Below are 18,035 nucleotides of genomic sequence, written 5' to 3'. Positions count from 1 at the left end.
CAGATGCCGTCGTCCGGAAAGGTACAACCAACAACCAGTTTCTTTATTTGTCGCAACTACTGCAGGTACAAAAGGAACACATCGACACGAAAAAGTCAATCGGGATCATTTTTGAATAACGTTGTCGCTTTGTGAAAAAATTCGGTGATTAACAAATAAATTTAACCACTTTGATAGGATACTTTTTCACAAGCAGAAAAAAGTCGCTCCAAATAGAGACATGGCAATTTATTTGGTGAAAGATGACAACTAATCAAGCATTAATAATGCTGCCAAGAGAAGTATAAATCCTCGGGTTCAAGTGCCCCTGATTGCTTTTACACAGGTTGACAACGATTTTTAATCTCTAATACTAAATTCTGACTGCTTCACACAACCAAGGCAGATTAGTTTCAATAAGCTTGAGGATTATCAGGCAGATCAATACAGAATCCTGTACTATCTACACTCAATCAAAATGATTTTTCCGCCAAATATTTCGTTTCGATTTTGTAAGCGTTACCAAATGAATTGCTAATAGCAGTATTTGGAGACCGATTTAGGAAAAGGATCTTATCAGCTCTGTACTGTTACCATTGGTAGAATCCGCCTGCACAGCTTTTCTTTTTCCGATTTCGGCTAGAAGCCAATCTATCCGTTAGTTGTTATGACTTATGCCTTCTTCTACAAAACTTGAATCCCAACCCATGTCTCGCGTCTGGAATCTGGCTTGGCCAATGATACTGAGTAATATTTCAGTGCCCTTACTCGGGATAGTAGATACCGCAATTCTTGGTCACCTCCCATCTGCAGAGTACCTATCCGGTGTAGCTATCGGGGCTAGCGTAATGTCGATGCTTTTATGGGCATTTGGGTTTCTGCGCATGGGTACTACCGGACTGGTGGCTCGGAGTACAGATCTTGGGATTCAATGGTTAGTACGTGCACTAGTATTAGCCATGGGGTTGGGAATCATTCTGTTTATTGTTGCCTCTCCTTTAATCTACTATATCGTTGAGTGGATGAATGCCAGTCAGGAAGCACAACCCCACGCACTGGCCTACCTACAAATACGTCTGTTATCTGCCCCACTGGCTCTGGCAAACTTTGCCATTCTGGGTTTTTTTATTGGTCGACAAGATAGCCGTGCGCCTCTATATATACTTTTCGCTGCCAATCTACTGAACATAGCCCTCGATTTCCTATTTATTCTTGGCCTGGGCCTAGGGGCAAAAGGTGCAGCAGCGGCAACCGTACTCGCTGATATTTTTGCATTTCTACTGGGTCTATATCTTCTTACCAGGGTTCATGTTGATATCTGGTCTTATATACACAAAGAAATTGGGCAGAAGAAACTTCTCCCCTGGATCGATTCATCCCCATGGATCAATCTTTTAAAGATAAATACAGACTTATTTATAAGAACCTGTTTGCTCTTGCTAACACTCACTTTTTTTACTGCACAAGGGGCAGCCCAAGGTGATAATGTACTTGCTGCAAATGCTATTCTTATACAGTTATTAATGATGACTTCCTATGCCCTGGATGGTTTTGCTCATGCTACCGAGGCCTTGGTTGGGGAATCCATGGCAAAAAGATCAACGGCTCTATTCAGAAATACCGTTCGCAGTGCAGGTTTGTGGGCCCTGGGAAGCGCTGTCCTGATTACGCTGGTTCTAGTTTCAGGGAAACCCTTCATTCTATCTTTATTTACAGATATCAAACCAGTAATTCACCAAGCGGAACAAGTATATTGGTGGCTCTGTGCACTACCTTTATTAGCGGTTTGGAGCTATCAGCTCGATGGTGTTTTTATCGGTGCTGGGAGAAGTCGCGATATGCGTAATACTATGTTTATAGCCTCAGTATTGGTTTTCTTTCCCGCCTGGTGGTTTACAAGGGATTGGGGGAATACAGGCATATGGTTCAGCTTGTTTTTGTGGATCGGAGCACGATCTTTAGGACTCATAGTATATTTTCAATACTACACTGTAACCAATTCCTGGATACGTAAATTACAGTAAAACTTTGGCAGGATATTTAGAGTTATTTTTTAATGTATAAATAACAGAATATGACAAGTTTTGCGATTGAGAAATTAACTATTTCAGTCAGGATTACTCACTATCAAAATAGTAAATCTCTTATGATGCTACAAACACATTTAAAGCTATAATCTCAGGTTGGTAAATAATGAGCGGGAAAAGCAACAAATAATAAAACCCGCTCATATTTTTAATAGCTTGAAGACTGTACCTGTTTTTGCACTAGAATTTGCTTAAAATTTCCATAAAACGCTCCCTCTCCCTGTATAACAGCGCCATATAGGTCTTCAACCTTCTGCTTTAATTCTTGGCTATAAAAATATAGGCTGCCGTTTCGGACACTATAGGACTTTGGATTCTCAGCCATGGTTTTGTAAAAAAGGGATACTCTTTCCAGATAGGTATCTGCCTGCTTTTTGGAAAAATTACCTTGTTGGTAATTATCTAAAACCTGCGAACTGATTTTTTGAAGAGTTAATTCGCGCTCTTTATCTGAAAAACGAAAGGCTTTTAATTGCGTATTGATATCTCGCTTTAGGTCTTTCATATAGCGAGCTGCAGCTTCTGCTGATTCATATAGTGCGTGAATAGTCTTTTCCCGCTTCCGCAGAGCACCGCGATCTTTCAAGGTATATATATTGGAGATCTCCTTTTCGGAGAAATCGCCCAGGGGGCGAAAAATAGTGACATGTTGCAAATTGCTATTCCTTGTGAGCTTGTCACAAATCTTTATTGCATGTCTCCACTTTTCAAAAGATTCTCCTTTAAGGATTTGATCGGGTAAAGCTTTTACAGCCACTCCCAACCTATTTTCCTCCTCAATGTAAAAATCTGGATGGGCTTTCCAGTCATTAGCTTGTAAACGGAATAACGTAAGTATCCCCTGATTCACACAGCTCGCCAATAGGTAGGCAACTTGTTCTCTCTGCTGCTCTATATTTTTTCGATGGCGATCAAGGCCATAGAGACCTATGATCGCAACCGCAATAAAAACCACCAGTATAAAAAATATTTTTTTCACTTTTTACGGCTACTTGTGGGTTGGATAAGTTTCACTGGCTCCTCGTGAATATCTTTCTCTGTATCTTGGTTAACACGAGTAGACAGTTCTGTTGGCGCTGACTGCAATCGAATTTCATCCTTAAACCCACAGGCAACACATTCTCTATAATTTTTCCCATCCTTGTGATAGTTAATAATTTTATCCATTTCGCTACAGCGGGGGCACACAGCCCCTGCAATAAAGCGTTTTTTAACGATCTTACCAGACTCAGCCGAATCTTCTTTCTTCATCATGACTACTACTCAATATTTCATGATTGACTTATCCGTTACACAGGACTGATATTCAGCTCTTGCTGCTCGATACCAGAGTGACGCAATAGGGCATCAATTTGTGGCTCTCGTCCACGGAATTGAACAAACAGCTCCAACGCATCACGGCTACCACCCTGTTCCAAAATACTGTGCAGAAATTTATTTCCCGTCTCTCTATTAAAGATACCATCTTCCTCAAATAGAGAAAAAGCATCTGCCGAAAGCACTTCTGCCCATTTATAGCTGTAATATCCTGCGGCATAACCACCAGCAAAAATATGGCTAAAAGCATTTTGGAAGCGGTTTTCTGCGGCGATAGGTACAACAGCAACCTCTGCTCGTACCTGATCCAGTAAAACCTGAACTTTATCGGCGGTCAATGCCTCTTCGCTGGCATGGAGGCGAAAATCAAAAAGTGCAAACTCCAACTGGCGTACTGTAAACATGGCAGACTGGAAATTTTTCGCTGCCAGCATTTTATTCAGTAAAGCTTCGGGAAGGGCCTCTCCAGTTTCGAAATGTGCAGAAATTATGGAAATAGCCTGGGGTTGCCAACACCAATTTTCCAGAAATTGGCTGGGCATTTCCACCGCATCCCAAGCAACACCATTAATACCAGAAACTGCTGCCACATCAATCTGTGTCAGCATATGGTGGAGGCCATGGCCGAATTCATGGAATAAAGTGGTTACTTCCGCGTGGGTTAAAAGTGAGGGGATATCACCTGCAGCCGGACTGAAATTACACACCAGATAAGCTATAGGCAACTGGAGTCCGTTGAGCGTGTGGCGACGACTACTTACTGTATCCATCCAGGCCCCGCCACGCTTTTTCTCACGCGCGAACGCATCCAAATAGAAACCAGCTATCTTTTCGCCATCTCTAAGCAGCCAAAAGAACTGCACATCGGCATGCCAAGTAGCAACGTTGGTATCTTCTTCAACTGTGATTCCGAATAATTTATCCACCACAGTAAAGAGGCCGTCAACGACTTTGGCGTAAGGGAAATAGGGCCTCATTTCCTCTTGGCTGATGGCATATCGCTGCTGTTTGAGCTTTTCTGCGGCCCAGGCCACATCCCATGGTTGCAACTCTTCAATACTGAGTTGGTCTGCAGCAAACGCTTTCAGCTCAGCCATTTCTCGTTGGGCAGCTGGCCTGGCTCGTTCTGCCAGATCCTGTAGAAATTCCAAAACCCGCTCTGTATTTGGAGCCATTTTGCTGGCCAATGACAACTCCGCATAGCTGTTCATTCCCAGTAAACTGGCCTGTTCAGCGCGCAATGCGAGAATTGCCTCCATCACTTCGGAGTTATCGTATTCACCTGCCTGGGGACCAACTTCGGATGCGCGACTAACAAAAGCCAAATGGACATCCCGACGCAGAGATCTATTTTCAGCGTGGGTCATAACAGCGAGAAAGCTGGGCCCCTCTAAGGTAATCAGCCACCCATCCAGGCCTTTTGCCTCAGCTGCATTCCGTGCAGCGGCAAGAGCAGTTTGAGGAAGCCCCTGAAGCTGAGCTTCATCATTTGTATGCCAGGTCCAGGCATTGGTTGCATCGAGGACATTGTTGGCAAATTGGCTGGATAACTCCGCCAAACGCTGACTGTTAACGGCAAACTTTTCACGGGCCTCTCCTTCAAGGCCTACACCACCAAGTTCAAAGTCTCTGACTCCCAGCTCCAAGGACTTCTTGCGTGCCTGTGGCCAGTTTACAAACTCGGGCGACTGCATTAATTGGAGGTACAGGTCGTAAAGTTCACGATTTTGCCCCTGCTTTGTCCAGTAAGCCGTCACTTTGGCTAAAGCGGCCTCATAGGGCGCCCGCCAGGGGCCACTTACAACGCTATTCAGGTGACTGACTGGGGAGAAGGCTCGATTTAGCTGGTCTTCCGCCTGCTCCAGAGGCACCAGCATATTATCCCAGCTGGGGGTCTCCAATCCCTGTTGAAGGGTTTGCTCACACGTTTTAATCAGTTCGGCGATGGCGGGTTCCACCTGCTCGGGCTCGAGATTATCAAAAGGCGGCAGCAGCGGGATATTCAACAGTGGATTGGACATATAAGACTCTGTGCTCGAATTAGGATAAAGCTATGATAGAGGATTCATTGTACAGGAGCTTATTTATGTCCCCACTGCGCAGCCACGATGATTCCCACGGCGAGAAGTTTCCAGAACTTGGCGACAGCGTATATATCGATCCGCAATCCGCAGTCATTGGTGACGTTACCCTGGGGGATGATTGCTCCGTATGGCCCATGGCCGTTGTGCGCGGTGATATGCATAAGATCCGCATCGGCGCGCGAACCAGTGTACAGGATGGGGCTGTTCTCCATATCACCCATGCGGGACCATTCAACGCCGACGGTTGGCCGCTGACCATTGGCGAAGATGTCACTATCGGTCATAAAGCCTGCCTGCACGGTTGTACCATCGGCAACCGGATCTTAATTGGTATCGGATCTATTGTTCTCGACGGAGCCATTATTGAGGACGATGTCGTACTGGCAGCCGGAGCACTGGTTCCGCCCGGTAAAACCCTGGAGAGTGGTTATCTCTACGTAGGCGCCCCCTGCAAAAAGGCGCGCCCCCTGTCTGACAAGGAAAAGGCTTTCTTTAAGTATTCCGCTGAAAACTACGTGAAACTGAAAGATCAGTATCTCCTTAAGCAGCAACCATAGTGACAGCCGGCTCCCCGCTATGCTTAACCTGAATATGGACCAGCTGCATATTTTTGTGCGCTCCTGTGAAGTCGGATCTTTTTCGGCGGTTGCTCGCGAAGTGGGCCGGGCTCAGTCTTCTGTAAGCAGCTTGATTCAAAATCTTGAACTCGACCTGGGGCTGACTCTATTTAACCGCGAAGGGAAATATCCCCAACCCACCGCCGCCGCTTTGGCATTACTACCATTAGCACGTCAATCGTTGGGGCAGTTGCAGCGCTTCCAACAAGCGGCAATTTCCTTCCAGCGGGGAGAGGAGCCCCAGCTCAATATATTATTTGAAGAGCTGGTAATGCCAGATCGACTCAACGATATGCTGGTAACTTTCAGCGAGCGCTTTCCGCATACTGAGCTTCAGCTCGGCAGTGTTACTGGGGAGGAAGCAGTCCAGCAGGTGACACTGGGTGAAGCCGATTTTGCCTTTGTCACCTCAAGGGATTCCTATCCCAGCTCGCTGGATACCAGTAACCTGGGACAACAGCGGGTACTTAGCCTGGCCTGCCCGGAACATCCCCTTGCCCAGAAAAAACAATCCTCATTGAATGAAGCGGCCCAGCACCGACAGATCACCACAGCACCAGAATCCCAAAGGTACCGTTGGCAGCTCTCTGCACAGACTTGGCGGAGTGATTCTCTGCTACAGGCCCTGGATCTGGCATGTAAGGGGGTTGGGTGGGTCAATGCGCCCTACGAACTGGCCCGGCCCTTTTTAAAAAGCGGCAGGTTGGTTGAGCTCAACTTAACCGGTTCTCTCAATACCTGGAGCCTCGGTGTGGATCTGCTCTGGTCCAAGCAGACGCCACAAGGCTTAGCTGCGCAATGGTTTGCCCGAGAGGCCCGGCGACTCTACGGTAACTTTTACAGCCCACCTATCGAAATATCCGATAGAAACTAATTTTTACCTATCAGGCTTTTACATAAGACTTGGCGTTGTAGGCCGATGGTCTGTGACTCAATCCGACTTGATTAGGAGCCAAACTATGTCGAAAGAGCAATACCTCCAGGAAATGGAGGCCTTCTCCCAAAAATACCGCTATGACATGGACTACTTGCGCGAGTTTCTTCAGGGCTCTCCTGAAGGCTTTGAAAAATTTAGAAATTTTCAGCCCCTATCCATGCACAGGGAGTTTTTACCTATTGATGTTTTTTGGGTGAGTAAGATAGCGGCAATGCAAGTAGCTGATTGCGGCATGTGCCTGCAACTGAATGTGCGTATGGCCCTAGAGGCTGGTGTTGAACCCCACTTGGTGAAAGCTTGTATCCAAGGCGGCAGCGGCCTGCCTGAGAACTTGCAGGACATTTTTGATTTTGCAACAGCCGTGGCCAGCTACAAAACGATCGATCCTGTTCTCAATGAACGGATAGGTGCACAACTGGATAACCGACAGAGAATCGAGCTGGGGGTCAGCGTCGCTACCGCGTCGGTCTTCCCCACAATCAAGCGGGCTATGGGATATACCCAAAGCTGCAGCCTGGTTGAGATCGAATTTAAACAGTGATGTGGCAGGCCTTGGCAACCAAGGCCTCCTCACTATTTACCCTGTAGCCGCAGCAGTGCCGATGCACCTATGCCGCCAATGGCACAAGCTAGAACGATAACCAGGGGCGTCATTTGTCCCAGTACCAGAGCACCGTAGTCATAACCTCTCTGCGGCAGAAGATACAACAGCATCAACCCTGCCGGCACCAGGGATAAGAGGAAGCCCCTTATTAACCAGGCGTTGCGCAAAGGCAACAAAAACAGCAGCCCGAAAACTCCACCCCAAACTACGCGCTGGTACAGGTAGGCATTGCTCAGGGATGGCGCCAAATCTACCCCTAGAAACTGGGTGAAGCCATACCGCCCCATGGCCCATAGCCCCACGGCATAGCAGAGCCCACCGAAACACCCCACAGCAAAACAAATCGACAGGTTTCGCACAATATCACGCACAACGCTTTCTCTCTTTTAATTATCGGTTGTCTGATTGAGGGCCCGGCGCAACTTGGCCATGATCGGCGCTGTTTCAGGACGTACACCACGCCACAGTAAAAATGACTCAGCGGCCTGCTCTACCAACATCCCAAGGCCATCAGCACTCTCTGCGCCCTGTCCACGCGCCCATTGTAAAAAAGGCGTTGGCTCGGCGGCGTACATCATGTCGTAAGCTTTACCATGACTGGCGACACAGCCTTCAGGAAGCGGCGGCAGCACACCGCCAAGGCTTGCGGAACTCGCATTGATAATCAGGTCGTAGCAGCCTCTCAATTCCTCCAGGCCGCCACCACTTAATTCGCCCAACTGGGAAAATTCTGCCGCAAGCTGTACCGCTTTTTCTGCGGTGCGGTTGGCAATATGTAAATGTGCTGGTTTTTCCGCAAGGATTGGCAGCAATGCTCCCCGGGCGGCTCCGCCGGATCCCAGCAAGAGAACTTTCCGATCCTTGATTTTCCAGCCCAAGTTGGTACAAATATCAAATACCAGGCCGGTCCCGTCGGTGTTGTCGCCGAGAATCTTTCCACCTTCGGCCAGTGCCAAGGTATTCACCGCTCCCACTGACGCAGCCCGCTCGGTCAAGTTATCCGCCATCTCAAATGCTTGCAGCTTGAAGGGCACCGTTACATTGAGGCCACAACCACCCTCAGCAAAAAAAGTGCGCGCGTAATCAACAAAGCCATCCAAAGGGGCAAGCAGTTTCCTGTAATCGATATCCTCGCCTGTTTGCGCGACAAAGGCTCGGTGTATCTCCGGTGAGAGGGAGTGCTCTATAGGGTTACCCACCACCGCATAGCGGTCACTCATGATTCCGCCCTTTTGCGCTCTCTCGCTGCCTCACGAATCTTGGCACTTTCATCGACAATTATTAAACCGTCAATTTTGAGGCCGTCGGCAGCTTCGGTGACTAAATAGCGGGTTTGTGAGCTGTACAGCTCTACCGCCTTTTCTTCCCCCTGTGGGTGTAACAAAGTCCAGCGCAAGCTCGCAAGGGTGCTGTAATTATTCAGCTCTATCACCTCGGTAACAGTGCCGAGAATCTGACAGACACCAAGGCGTCGATAAGCATTGAGGAGCTTAACCACCTGCTGGATAAACTCATCCCGTTCTACGGTGAGCTTTACGCCATCTTCCCGGTAGTAGTGCAGTGGGAAACGATAAAAGTCGGCAATCTGCTCAACATCTCCCGTTTCAAAATGCCGCCTGTAATCGAGAAACAGGGAGTTGATTCCTTCCAATCGCGATGGGTGCACAACAAACCTCCATTGTGACAAATTGCTTGGCTATACCCAGTCTCTGTGTGGCAGAAAATCAGTGTATAGCTTCTCTTCCGCAGATCCCGGCTCTGGTTGCCAGTCATACTTCCAGCTCACCAGTGACGGCAAGGACATCAGAATGGATTCTGTACGCCCACCACTTTGCAATCCGAACAGAGTGCCACGATCAAAGACCAGGTTGAATTCCACATAGCGCCCACGGCGGTAGAGTTGGAATTCACGCTCGCGCTCACCGTAAGCAGCCTCTTTGCGCTTCTGCACAATGGGTAGATAAGCCTCCAAGTAACTATCGCCAACAGCGCGCATAAGCGCAAAAGCATTGTCGTAGCCACCTTCGTTAAAATCATCGAAAAAGAGTCCGCCGACTCCCCGAGCTTCATCCCGATGCTTCAAGTAGAAATATTTGTCACACCACTGCTTAAAGCGAGGGTATACCTCGCTGCCAAAAGGCTCACAGGCCTGCTTGGCCGTTTGGTGCCAATGTACAACATCCTCGTGATAGCCGTAATATGGGGTCAAATCATAGCCACCACCAAACCACCAGATGGGCTCAGCTCCTGGCTTTTTCGCCACAAATAGACGCACGTTTGCATGGCTAGTGGGTACGTAAGGGTTGCGCGGGTGAATGACCAGGGAGACGCCCATTGCTTCAAAAGAACAACCGGCCAGTTCGGGGCGATTAGCCGTGGCCGAAGGCGGGAGTCCATCCCCATAAACATGGGAAAAGTTCACTCCGCCTTTTTCGATCAGATTCCCCTCTTCCAGCACTCGAGTTCGACCACCGCCACCACCGGGCCTGTCCCAGTTGTCCTCACGAAATGACTGGCCGTCTTCTTCGCTCAGGGCATTGCAAATACGGTCTTGTAGGCCGAGTAGATAGGCCTTTACTTCCTTGGTATCGATATCACTCATAGGCGAAAACTACGTCTCTGTTTGAGGTTAGGCACCCGCCCTCAGCACACGGCCGCTTTGCAGATCGCGAATTTCACTGGGGGCGCTGCGGCCGCCGGTCGAGCCGCCGCCGACAAAGTCGAGATCGCGGCCGAAATAGCGCAGTACCTGGTATTTATTACGGGCGGGCTGAGACCCGGCCGGGTTTGCTGACGTGGATACGATAGCACCGCCAAAGGCGCGTGTTAACGCAGCTGTAAACGGGTGATCGGTGCAGCGCAGGGCCACAGATTTATGTACTCCACAGACCCAAGCAGGAATTAAGCCCCGATGGGGTACGAGCCATGTCACCGGTCCCGGCCAGCTGCAATCCAGCTGTTCCTGCTGCTGATCACTAAGGTTTCTAAGGAGCGGGTCAAAATGCTTTCTATCACCAGAGATCAGGATCAAACCCTTCTCAAGCGGGCGATGCTTGAGTTGTAGCAGGCGTCTGACAGCGAGCAGGTTATTGGGGTCGCAAGCTAAGCCCCATACAGATTCAGTGGGATGGGCAATAACACCACCCGCTGCCAGAGCGCGGGCAGCCTGTTTTACGGAAAGCGGTGAGTACTTCATCTTATTAATGCCGGTTTTACTTCATCTTTTCGCTGCTGCAAATCTTGCTGCAAGGGAATATGGAACGGACACCAAAGGCAACTTCCACTACAGGCACATCGAAGTCAAAATCCACGAGGATCGCTCCAAAAGGCTTCTCTTTCGACTTACTTTACTGCCGAGCGAGGTAAACCTCTGCAATCTAGCGGATTGCCCAACTGCGCACAAGATGTAACCGCCTTGCTCAGCCCAGCTTTCTATTTGAGCAAAGGCTGTGGCAATTTATACTAAACAGGGCCTGCGGACCGCTCTTCAAAGCGCCATTTTTACCCCTACGGCATAGCTGGGATGTACTTTGTGGAACTCAGCCAATTGTCGCTTAATTATTTCATTCGGTACACCCGCCATCGCTTCTGCAATATTGTTATATAAGCGCTGTTTTTGTTCATCGTCGAACAAATCAAAGAGCGCTCGAACCTGACTGTAATCGTCATTGCCTTTGCGGTGGTCATATCTATCTGCAGCATCGGATATTGGTAACGGGGGTTCTTTCGCTTTTGGGTCCTCCTCTGGCCCAGAAAAACTATTGGGCTCATAAAAGGCATCCGGATTGCCACTGCGGATACCCGTACTATTCATTTCACCATCCCGATAATAATTATGGACAGGACAACGCGGCGCATTCACTGGAAGACTCTCATAGTGAGTTCCCAAGCGGTGACGATGTGCATCGGCATAAGAGAATATACGCGCCTGCAGCATCTTATCCGGCGAGAAACTGATACCCGGTACGATATTGGATGGAGAGAAAGCTGCCTGCTCGATTTCTGCAAAATAGTCTTGCGGGTTGCGATTCAACTCCATGGTTCCCACCTCGATAGGTGGGTAATCACCGTGGGGCCAAACCTTGGTGAGGTCAAAGGGGTTATAGCTTGTTTTGCCAAGGTCTGCCTCGGGCATGACCTGAATTTGGAATATCCACTTCGGACATTCCCCATTTTCTATCGCGCTGTACATCGCCTCCTGGTAACTCTCCCGGGAGCGTCCAATCACAGCTTCAGCTTCCGTATTGGTGAAATACCTATGTCCCTGCTGAGTCTTAAAATGAAATTTGACCCAGAAGCGTTCTCCACTGTGATTCCACAGGGAGAAGGTATGGGAGCCATAACCGTTCATATGCAATGGAGATATGGGCAAACCACGATCGGAGAATAGTATGGTCACCTGGTGAAGGCTTTCAGGGCTCAACGACCAGAAATCCCACATGGCCGTGGGGGAGCGCAAGTGAGTGCGTGGATGCCGTTTTTGTGTGTGAATAAAGTCCGGAAATTTGTAGGGGTCTCGTACAAAAAAGACCGGCGTATTGTTGCCGACCAAATCCCAATTGCCCTCCTCCGTATAAAACTTCAGTGCAAAACCACGAACATCCCGTTCCGCATCAGCTGCACCTAACTCGCCGGCCACAGTTGAAAATCGAGCCAACAGTGGGGTCTCTGCTCCAGGCTGCAGCACCCGGGCACAGGTGTAGTTAGAAATATCACCGGTTACCCTCAAAACCCCATAGGCGCCCCAACCTTTGGCATGTACCGCCCGCTCGGGTATACGCTCACGATTTTGATGCGCCAGTTTTTCGATAAGCTGATAATCTTGAATCAATAGCGGGCCATCTGGCCCCGCTGTAAGGCTATTTTGATTATCGGGAACCGGAGCGCCGGCATCAGTGGTGAGTTTGGGTTTATCCGCCATAATGAGACTCCACTTTTGGAATCCACTGAGTATTAACGCTGCTCCAGAGCAGCGCGAATTGATCGGCGGCTACACCATCAACAAGGAGTTTCTGATTAATTCTCTTCGTAACTTCCAGTAAGACCTTTAGAGACTCACTAACTCCTCACAAGTTTTAGCCAGTTTTTCCCCATCCGTGTAACGGCTGCCCTTCAGAGTTAGCTGGTAAGACCCTGTGAGTTGCTCCATCAAGCCCTCTAACTCCAATTCCATCAATACAGCCATTAAATCACCCGGCTCAACTCCGGTATCCCGCGACAAAAGTTCGATACTTCGGGGCCCACCGGCAAGCGCCCTGATGACTTGTTGCTGAAGCTCTGGCAGTGGTTTAGCGGGAGGAAGATCAGTGGGTGTGGGCTCTGTCAGTAAACCGCCCAGCTGGCTAGCTACATCTGCACTGGTTTCGACCAGTGTCGCACCTTCCTTAATCAAGTGGTGGCAACCCCTGGCCATTGGGTTGTGGATAGAACCTGGAATCGCAAAAACCTCACGATTCTGCTCCAGCGCCAAACGCGCCGTAATCAGAGAACCTGAGCGCATCGCTGCTTCTACCAGTAATACCCCCATTGAAAGGCCACTGATAATCCGGTTCCGCCGAGGAAAATTCTTTGCCTCAGCACTGCTGCCAAGAGGCAATTCGCTTATTAGAGCACCGCCTGCAGAGAGAATATCCTCCGCCAGGGGGCGATTATGTTTTGGATAAATGCGGTCAACTCCACTACCCAGAACTGCGATCGTGGAGCCCGCTCCCTGCAGCGCCCCCCGGTGAGCTGCGGCATCCACGCCCAGAGCCAGCCCGGAAGTGATAGCAAATCCGGAACCTGCCAATTCCGCGGCAAAGGCCCGGGCATTATCCAAACCCGCCACAGTGGCCCGACGGGCCCCCACCATCGCTACCTGCGGTAGATTTAGAGCGCTTTTTTCACCACGGATATAAAGCACAGGCGGGGGGCGCGAGGTCTCCGATAAAAGGGCGGGATAGTCGGGATCGCTGTGACAAATCAGCTGCACGCCCAGGTCTGCGCAGCGGGCTCGCTCAAGCTCAACCCAATCAGCGAGCTCACTGGCGGCAGATCGGCTGGAAAATTCCCGCCACTGGATTTGGGCCCGCGGTGATAATTTTTGCAGAAGAGGTTGAGGAAACTGCTGGAGAGCCTCTTCGGCAGTGGCAAAGTGCTCCAGTAATTGCCAGTAGCGAGCCGGGCCAATTCCCTCGAGACGCAGCAACGCCATAGTAGCGGTCAATGCATCCATGCAACTTACCATTTTCTGTTTTGAAAGTTGTGCGGCAGGGCAAACAGCAACACCTGCCGCGAGATTTTCTGGGATCGCTTAGGGATTGCGCACCATATCCATCACTGCCAGCGGGCGACGAGCGTCCAGTACCAAGGCTAGGCTCATTTTTTCAAAGGTGCGGAACACCATCAACTCACCAGCGCGGGTATCCGGAAGCTTCACCACGTCACCAGCAATACGGTCACGTACCGTTGAACCCGCTTTGTATATCGCCAGGACATTGCCGGCTTGCAAGCCATCCCGATTACCTGAATTAAGGATAACCACATCAAACTTGGCAATCTGGCTTACCCCTTCATCGACCCCAACAATCAACCCATCAATCGTGACTGTCGGTGCACTGGGGTGGAACAGCGCATCAATTGAGCGCTCCTCAACCGGCATTAAGCGATCTTCAAGGCGAATCTCCCGAGAGGTGTTGCGCACGCCCATTGTCGCTATCGAAAAGTTCGAGTTGTCATCCGGATTGCTATCTGGGTCCAGCTGTAACAGATCTAAAGCACCTATGCCAAGTGCCTGTCGTCCGAGAACTTCACCTGATACCGGGTCGATATAAACCGGGCCAGGGCGATAAAGCCCGTAAGATGGTAAAGCTGCAGCAAAATCACCGCGAGCATAGAGAATATCCCCAGCGCCCATCAAGATATGATTGTCTGACCCAGACACCACATAGGGAGTCCCCTCAAAAGCACCGGGCTCCACAATACGGGTACGGGACAAGAAAGCATTAATCGCATCCAGCGGAATCGCAGGAATTGCATCCTCAACTGCCTGGCGGCGGATCGAGGGCGACAGGCGGTTGCCATCAACCCCCGGCGACAGTTGATACGCCCGGGGGCCGCGCTGCAGTTGTAATTGTGGCTGGCCATCGATGTAAACAAGGCGCAGGCTATCTCCTGGATAAATCAGGTGGGGGTTTTCCACCTGTGGGTTCACTTGCCAAATCTCCGGCCAGTACCAGGGTTGCACCAGAAACTGACTGGAAATATCCCAGAGCGTATCGCCCTTTTGCACCACATAAGCGTCGGGGTGACTGGGGTTCAGGCGAACCTGATCCTGTGCTTCGACACCAAGGGCAACCGCTAACATCGAGATCGCGGCCAGGATAATTTTTTTCATGGAAGCATTCCTATGCTCTTTATCGCTATAATTCTCAGCGCCGGGCCACTCCCGTGAAGGGAGCGAGACCGGACCCGGGCGCATAGCGCCAGCAAAAACAGGGGTCCACTCGGTAAATTTTGAGCGCGATCATAATGTTATCAGCGCACGTTCAACGAATACTAGAAGTTTGTCACAGGTGTTATGGCTAAACTCGAGATACTGGAATTTCCCGACCCGCGCCTGCGCGAGGTCGCTAAACCCGTCGCTGAAGTGACCGACGCCCACCGCCAATTGCTCGACGACATGTTTGAAACCATGTACGCCGCGCCCGGCATCGGCCTCGCCGCCATCCAAGTCAATGTGCAGGAGCGCATTGTAGTGGTGGATATCTCTGAAGACGGCAATGAACCACTCGGGTTTATCAACCCCGAGATCGAAGTGCTGGACCCGGAGATCCACCAGTACGACGAGGGCTGCCTGTCAGTTCCCGGTTTCTACGAAACGGTGGAGCGCCCGCGCAAAGTGCGTGTTAAAGCCCTGGACCGCAATGGCGAACCTTTTGCCCTTGAGGCCGAGGGATTGTTGGCGGTCTGTATCCAACATGAAGTCGATCATTTGGACGGCAAGCTGTTCGTGGATTATGTCTCGCCACTGAAGCGCAACCGCATCCGCTCCAAGCTGGAAAAATCCCAGCGCCGCCGCGCCTGATCTGCGCCAGCCGCAGGAGCCTGGAGCTGCCGCCTTACGGCAGCTCTCCCACCCCCATTACCTGAGAGCAAGTCAGTGAATATTATTTTTGCCGGCACACCGGACTTTGCCGCCGTGCACCTGCAAGCGCTGCTCGACAGCGAGCACAATGTCATTGCCGTTTACACCCAACCGGACAGGCCGGCTGGGCGCGGTAAGAAATTGCTCGCCAGCCCGGTGAAACAGCTGGCACTCTCCCACAATATCCCGGTGTACCAACCCCTGAGCCTGCGCGACGAGACGGCCCAGGCGGAGCTCACTGCCCTTGGAGCGGATATTATGGTGGTGGTGGCCTACGGCCTGATACTACCGCAGGTGGTGCTGGATACCCCGCGTCTGGGCTGTATCAATGTGCACGCCTCTTTGTTGCCGCGCTGGCGCGGTGCGGCACCGATCCAACGCGCGGTGGAAGCGGGTGACAGCGAGAGCGGTGTCGCCATTATGCAAATGGAGGCGGGCCTGGATACCGGCCCAGTTTTGGTGGAAAGCCGCTGCGCGATTACTGAGTCCGATACCGGTGGCAGTTTGCACGACAAGCTGGCGGAACTCGGCGGCCCATCCCTCCTCCAGGCCTTGGCTCTACTGGAAAGTGGCAGTGCCAACCCTCAGGTACAAGACGATACCCAGGCTAACTACGCCAACAAAATTACCAAGGAAGAGGCGCAGATCGACTGGCAGCGTCCCGCTGCTGAACTGCATCGATTGATACGCGCTTTTAACCCCTTCCCAGTGTGCTGGAGTACTTATCGGGACAAGAAGGGCGAGCAGCGCCTGCGTATCTATAGCGCCGCCATCGAACAGGGCTGCCACAGTGATCAGCCCGGTACCATTCTCTCCAGTGACGACGAAGGTATTTTAGTGGCCTGCGGCCGGGAGGCCCTGCGCCTCCAATTAATACAGCTACCGGGTAAAAAAGCGCTTCCCGCAGCAGAAATTTTGAAAGGCTACCGGGAGCAGTTCGCCCCGGGTACCAAACTGGGATAATTATGAGCAGAGATGTACGCGCCGAGGCCGCCCGAGTTATCGCCTCACTGCTGGAAGAACGTGGCTCGTTGGCAAGACTTCTGCCTGCCGCCGAGGACAAAGTCGAGGAGCGCGACCGCCCTCTGTTGCGGGAGCTCTGTTACGGCAGTGCCCGCACGGCACCGCGCCTGCAATTGATCGCCGCCAAGTTACTGCGTAAAAAAGTCTCGGATATTGAGATCAATGCACTGATCCTGCTGGGCATTTACCAACTCGAGTACACTCGCATACCCGATCACGCCGCCATATCTGCAACCGTCAATGCCGCGCGCAGCCTCGGTCTGGACAGAGCGACCGGGCTGATCAACGGGGTGCTGCGCAACGCCCTGCGCAACAGTGAGCAGCTTCAGCGCAAGCTGTCCGGCAATCCACAGTTCAGCTCTATGCACCCGGCCTGGTTACAGCAGCAGATTAAAGCCGCCTGGCCCGAGAAGGCGTCAGACATCTTCCGCGCCAACAATGCCAACCCACCCATGACCTTGCGGGTAAATACTGCCAAGATCTCGCGCGAGGACTATTTACAACAGCTCGATGAAACCGGCCTCTCCGCCGAGCCCTGTACTATTTCCCCGGTCGGTATCACCCTGGTTGAGCCGGTTTCAGTCACAGTGCTACCGGGCTTTGCCGAGGGCTTGGTCAGTGTTCAGGATGAGTCCGCACAATTAGCGGCGCTGCTGTTACAGCCGCAGGAAAATGCCCGGGTGTTGGACGCGTGTGCGGCACCTGGAGGCAAGAGTTGCCACTTATTGGAGCAGGAATCCAGCATTCAGCTGAGCGCGTTGGATATTGAGGAGGACCGCCTTGTGCGGGTCGAGGAAAACCTCGAGCGCAACGGGCAGAGTGCCGAGCTTATTTGTGCCGATGCCACGTCTCCGAATGAGTGGTGGGACGGGCAGCAATACGACCAGATACTACTGGACGCACCCTGTTCGGCAACCGGGGTAATTCGCCGCAACCCGGATATCAAACTATTGCGCCGGGAAGAAGACATTGCCGAGTTAGTGGCTTTGCAGGGCAAGATCCTGCGCGCTCTGTGGCCCCTGGTTAAACCGGGTGGGCAGTTGCTTTACGCCACCTGTTCCAGCCTACCGACGGAAAACAGCGAAGTCGTCGCAGCGTTCATTGCGGAGACAGAGGATGCGAGCGACAATACCCCTGAACTGCTAAACGATAAGCCCTGGGGCGAGAAACAAGTTGCCGGTATGCAGCTTCTACCCCAAACCGGCGGCGGTGACGGTTTCTACTACGCTCTGCTGAGCAAAGCTGAATAACGACGTCGCTAG

The 18,035-nt window shown here is 51.2% G+C and carries 18 protein-coding genes; 7 read left to right on the top strand and 11 right to left on the bottom strand.

Features of this window, described 5'->3' with window-relative positions; genetic code table 11:
• Positions 1-716: 716 nt before the first annotated feature.
• A complete protein-coding gene (locus tag ACJJI8_RS06335) occupies positions 717-2,003 on the top strand; it encodes an MATE family efflux transporter (protein WP_444934556.1) in 1,287 nt (428 codons plus the stop codon).
• Between the two features lie 211 nt (positions 2,004-2,214).
• On the opposite strand, the gene ACJJI8_RS06330 is transcribed toward ACJJI8_RS06335, so the two are convergent.
• Genes ACJJI8_RS06330 through ACJJI8_RS06320 form a run of 3 tightly spaced genes read right to left on the bottom strand, consistent with a single transcriptional unit; the run spans position 2,215 to position 5,404 of the window.
• Entirely contained in the window at positions 2,215-3,045 is an 831-nt protein-coding gene (locus tag ACJJI8_RS06330) for a hypothetical protein (RefSeq protein WP_444934555.1), read from the bottom strand.
• Positions 3,042-3,320, bottom strand: coding sequence for a YheV family putative zinc ribbon protein (locus ACJJI8_RS06325; RefSeq protein WP_282930528.1), 279 nt, complete (start codon positions 3,318-3,320; stop codon positions 3,042-3,044). The genes ACJJI8_RS06330 and ACJJI8_RS06325 overlap by 4 nt, the downstream gene beginning before the upstream one ends.
• A gap of 35 nt (positions 3,321-3,355) precedes the next feature.
• On the bottom strand, positions 3,356-5,404 hold the full coding sequence (locus ACJJI8_RS06320; RefSeq protein ID WP_444934554.1) for a M3 family metallopeptidase: 2,049 nt from the start codon (positions 5,402-5,404) through the stop codon (positions 3,356-3,358).
• A gap of 65 nt (positions 5,405-5,469) precedes the next feature.
• Here ACJJI8_RS06320 and ACJJI8_RS06315 point away from each other — a divergent pair, with 65 nt between their 5' ends.
• The 3 genes from ACJJI8_RS06315 to ACJJI8_RS06305 all read left to right on the top strand — a co-directional run bounded on the left by ACJJI8_RS06315 (position 5,470) and on the right by ACJJI8_RS06305 (position 7,562).
• Complete coding sequence (locus ACJJI8_RS06315; RefSeq protein ID WP_444892455.1) at positions 5,470-6,024, top strand: gamma carbonic anhydrase family protein; 555 nt, start codon at positions 5,470-5,472, stop codon at positions 6,022-6,024.
• Between the two features lie 19 nt (positions 6,025-6,043).
• Entirely contained in the window at positions 6,044-6,958 is a 915-nt protein-coding gene (locus ACJJI8_RS06310) for a LysR family transcriptional regulator (protein ID WP_444915095.1), read from the top strand.
• Between the two features lie 85 nt (positions 6,959-7,043).
• Positions 7,044-7,562, top strand: coding sequence for a carboxymuconolactone decarboxylase family protein (locus ACJJI8_RS06305; RefSeq protein WP_444915096.1), 519 nt, complete (start codon positions 7,044-7,046; stop codon positions 7,560-7,562).
• 32 nt (positions 7,563-7,594) lie between these two features.
• Here the strand turns inward: ACJJI8_RS06305 and ACJJI8_RS06300 are convergent, their stop codons facing one another.
• The 8 genes from ACJJI8_RS06300 to ACJJI8_RS06265 all read right to left on the bottom strand — a co-directional run bounded on the left by ACJJI8_RS06300 (position 7,595) and on the right by ACJJI8_RS06265 (position 15,000).
• A complete protein-coding gene (locus ACJJI8_RS06300) occupies positions 7,595-7,996 on the bottom strand; it encodes a hypothetical protein (RefSeq protein WP_282930533.1) in 402 nt (133 codons plus the stop codon).
• Positions 7,997-8,011: 15 nt separating this feature from the next.
• On the bottom strand, positions 8,012-8,845 hold the full coding sequence (gene aroE / locus ACJJI8_RS06295; protein ID WP_444934553.1) for a shikimate dehydrogenase: 834 nt from the start codon (positions 8,843-8,845) through the stop codon (positions 8,012-8,014).
• Positions 8,842-9,291, bottom strand: coding sequence for a DUF6841 family protein (locus ACJJI8_RS06290; protein WP_413663901.1), 450 nt, complete (start codon positions 9,289-9,291; stop codon positions 8,842-8,844). Before ACJJI8_RS06290 ends, aroE begins: the two co-directional genes overlap by 4 nt.
• A 30-nt stretch (positions 9,292-9,321) precedes the next feature.
• Positions 9,322-10,227 carry an oxygen-dependent coproporphyrinogen oxidase gene (gene hemF / locus ACJJI8_RS06285; RefSeq protein WP_444934552.1) on the bottom strand — a complete coding sequence of 302 codons (906 nt, stop codon included), beginning with the start codon at positions 10,225-10,227 and terminating at the stop codon, positions 9,322-9,324.
• Between the two features lie 27 nt (positions 10,228-10,254).
• Positions 10,255-10,821, bottom strand: a complete 567-nt coding sequence (locus ACJJI8_RS06280; RefSeq protein WP_444934551.1) for an L-threonylcarbamoyladenylate synthase — start codon at positions 10,819-10,821, stop codon at positions 10,255-10,257.
• 291 nt (positions 10,822-11,112) lie between these two features.
• Positions 11,113-12,546: a catalase gene (locus ACJJI8_RS06275; RefSeq protein ID WP_444934550.1), complete on the bottom strand. Its 1,434-nt coding sequence runs from the start codon at positions 12,544-12,546 to the stop codon at positions 11,113-11,115.
• Positions 12,547-12,672: 126 nt separating this feature from the next.
• Positions 12,673-13,839, bottom strand: a complete 1,167-nt coding sequence (dprA, locus tag ACJJI8_RS06270; protein WP_444934549.1) for a DNA-processing protein DprA — start codon at positions 13,837-13,839, stop codon at positions 12,673-12,675.
• A 78-nt stretch (positions 13,840-13,917) separates the two neighbouring features.
• Entirely contained in the window at positions 13,918-15,000 is a 1,083-nt protein-coding gene (locus ACJJI8_RS06265; RefSeq protein ID WP_444934548.1) for a LysM peptidoglycan-binding domain-containing protein, read from the bottom strand.
• A gap of 183 nt (positions 15,001-15,183) precedes the next feature.
• On the opposite strand from ACJJI8_RS06265, the gene def reads away from it, so the two are divergent.
• From def to rsmB, 3 genes are all read left to right on the top strand, one after another.
• The gene (gene def, locus ACJJI8_RS06260; RefSeq protein ID WP_282930542.1) at positions 15,184-15,690 is read left to right on the top strand and encodes a peptide deformylase; all 507 of its coding nucleotides are present in this window, start codon (positions 15,184-15,186) and stop codon (positions 15,688-15,690) included.
• Positions 15,691-15,765: 75 nt separating this feature from the next.
• Positions 15,766-16,713 carry a methionyl-tRNA formyltransferase gene (fmt, locus tag ACJJI8_RS06255; RefSeq protein ID WP_413663894.1) on the top strand — a complete coding sequence of 316 codons (948 nt, stop codon included), beginning with the start codon at positions 15,766-15,768 and terminating at the stop codon, positions 16,711-16,713.
• Positions 16,714-16,715: 2 nt separating this feature from the next.
• Positions 16,716-18,023 carry a 16S rRNA (cytosine(967)-C(5))-methyltransferase RsmB gene (rsmB, locus tag ACJJI8_RS06250; protein WP_413663893.1) on the top strand — a complete coding sequence of 436 codons (1,308 nt, stop codon included), beginning with the start codon at positions 16,716-16,718 and terminating at the stop codon, positions 18,021-18,023.
• The last annotated feature ends 12 nt before the right edge of the window (positions 18,024-18,035 follow it).

The sequence above is a fragment of the Microbulbifer maximicatervae (SeqCode) genome (assembly GCF_052467695.1).
The sequence above is the reverse complement of the archived record's forward strand: the minus strand, read 5'-3'. Positions and strand labels throughout refer to the sequence as shown.

Coding starts and splice junctions, on each gene's coding strand:
- ACJJI8_RS06310 (WP_444915095.1), top strand. CDS start 6,044: ATGCTTAACCTGAATATGGACCAGCTGCATATTTTTGTGCGCTCCTGT.
- ACJJI8_RS06265 (WP_444934548.1), bottom strand. CDS start 15,000: ATGAAAAAAATTATCCTGGCCGCGATCTCGATGTTAGCGGTTGCCCTT.
- ACJJI8_RS06280 (WP_444934551.1), bottom strand. CDS start 10,821: ATGAAGTACTCACCGCTTTCCGTAAAACAGGCTGCCCGCGCTCTGGCA.
- hemF (WP_444934552.1), bottom strand. CDS start 10,227: ATGAGTGATATCGATACCAAGGAAGTAAAGGCCTATCTACTCGGCCTA.
- ACJJI8_RS06305 (WP_444915096.1), top strand. CDS start 7,044: ATGTCGAAAGAGCAATACCTCCAGGAAATGGAGGCCTTCTCCCAAAAA.
- def (WP_282930542.1), top strand. CDS start 15,184: ATGGCTAAACTCGAGATACTGGAATTTCCCGACCCGCGCCTGCGCGAG.
- ACJJI8_RS06325 (WP_282930528.1), bottom strand. CDS start 3,320: ATGATGAAGAAAGAAGATTCGGCTGAGTCTGGTAAGATCGTTAAAAAA.
- ACJJI8_RS06275 (WP_444934550.1), bottom strand. CDS start 12,546: ATGGCGGATAAACCCAAACTCACCACTGATGCCGGCGCTCCGGTTCCC.
- ACJJI8_RS06335 (WP_444934556.1), top strand. CDS start 717: ATGATACTGAGTAATATTTCAGTGCCCTTACTCGGGATAGTAGATACC.
- ACJJI8_RS06315 (WP_444892455.1), top strand. CDS start 5,470: ATGTCCCCACTGCGCAGCCACGATGATTCCCACGGCGAGAAGTTTCCA.
- rsmB (WP_413663893.1), top strand. CDS start 16,716: ATGAGCAGAGATGTACGCGCCGAGGCCGCCCGAGTTATCGCCTCACTG.
- aroE (WP_444934553.1), bottom strand. CDS start 8,845: ATGAGTGACCGCTATGCGGTGGTGGGTAACCCTATAGAGCACTCCCTC.
- dprA (WP_444934549.1), bottom strand. CDS start 13,839: ATGGATGCATTGACCGCTACTATGGCGTTGCTGCGTCTCGAGGGAATT.
- ACJJI8_RS06320 (WP_444934554.1), bottom strand. CDS start 5,404: ATGTCCAATCCACTGTTGAATATCCCGCTGCTGCCGCCTTTTGATAAT.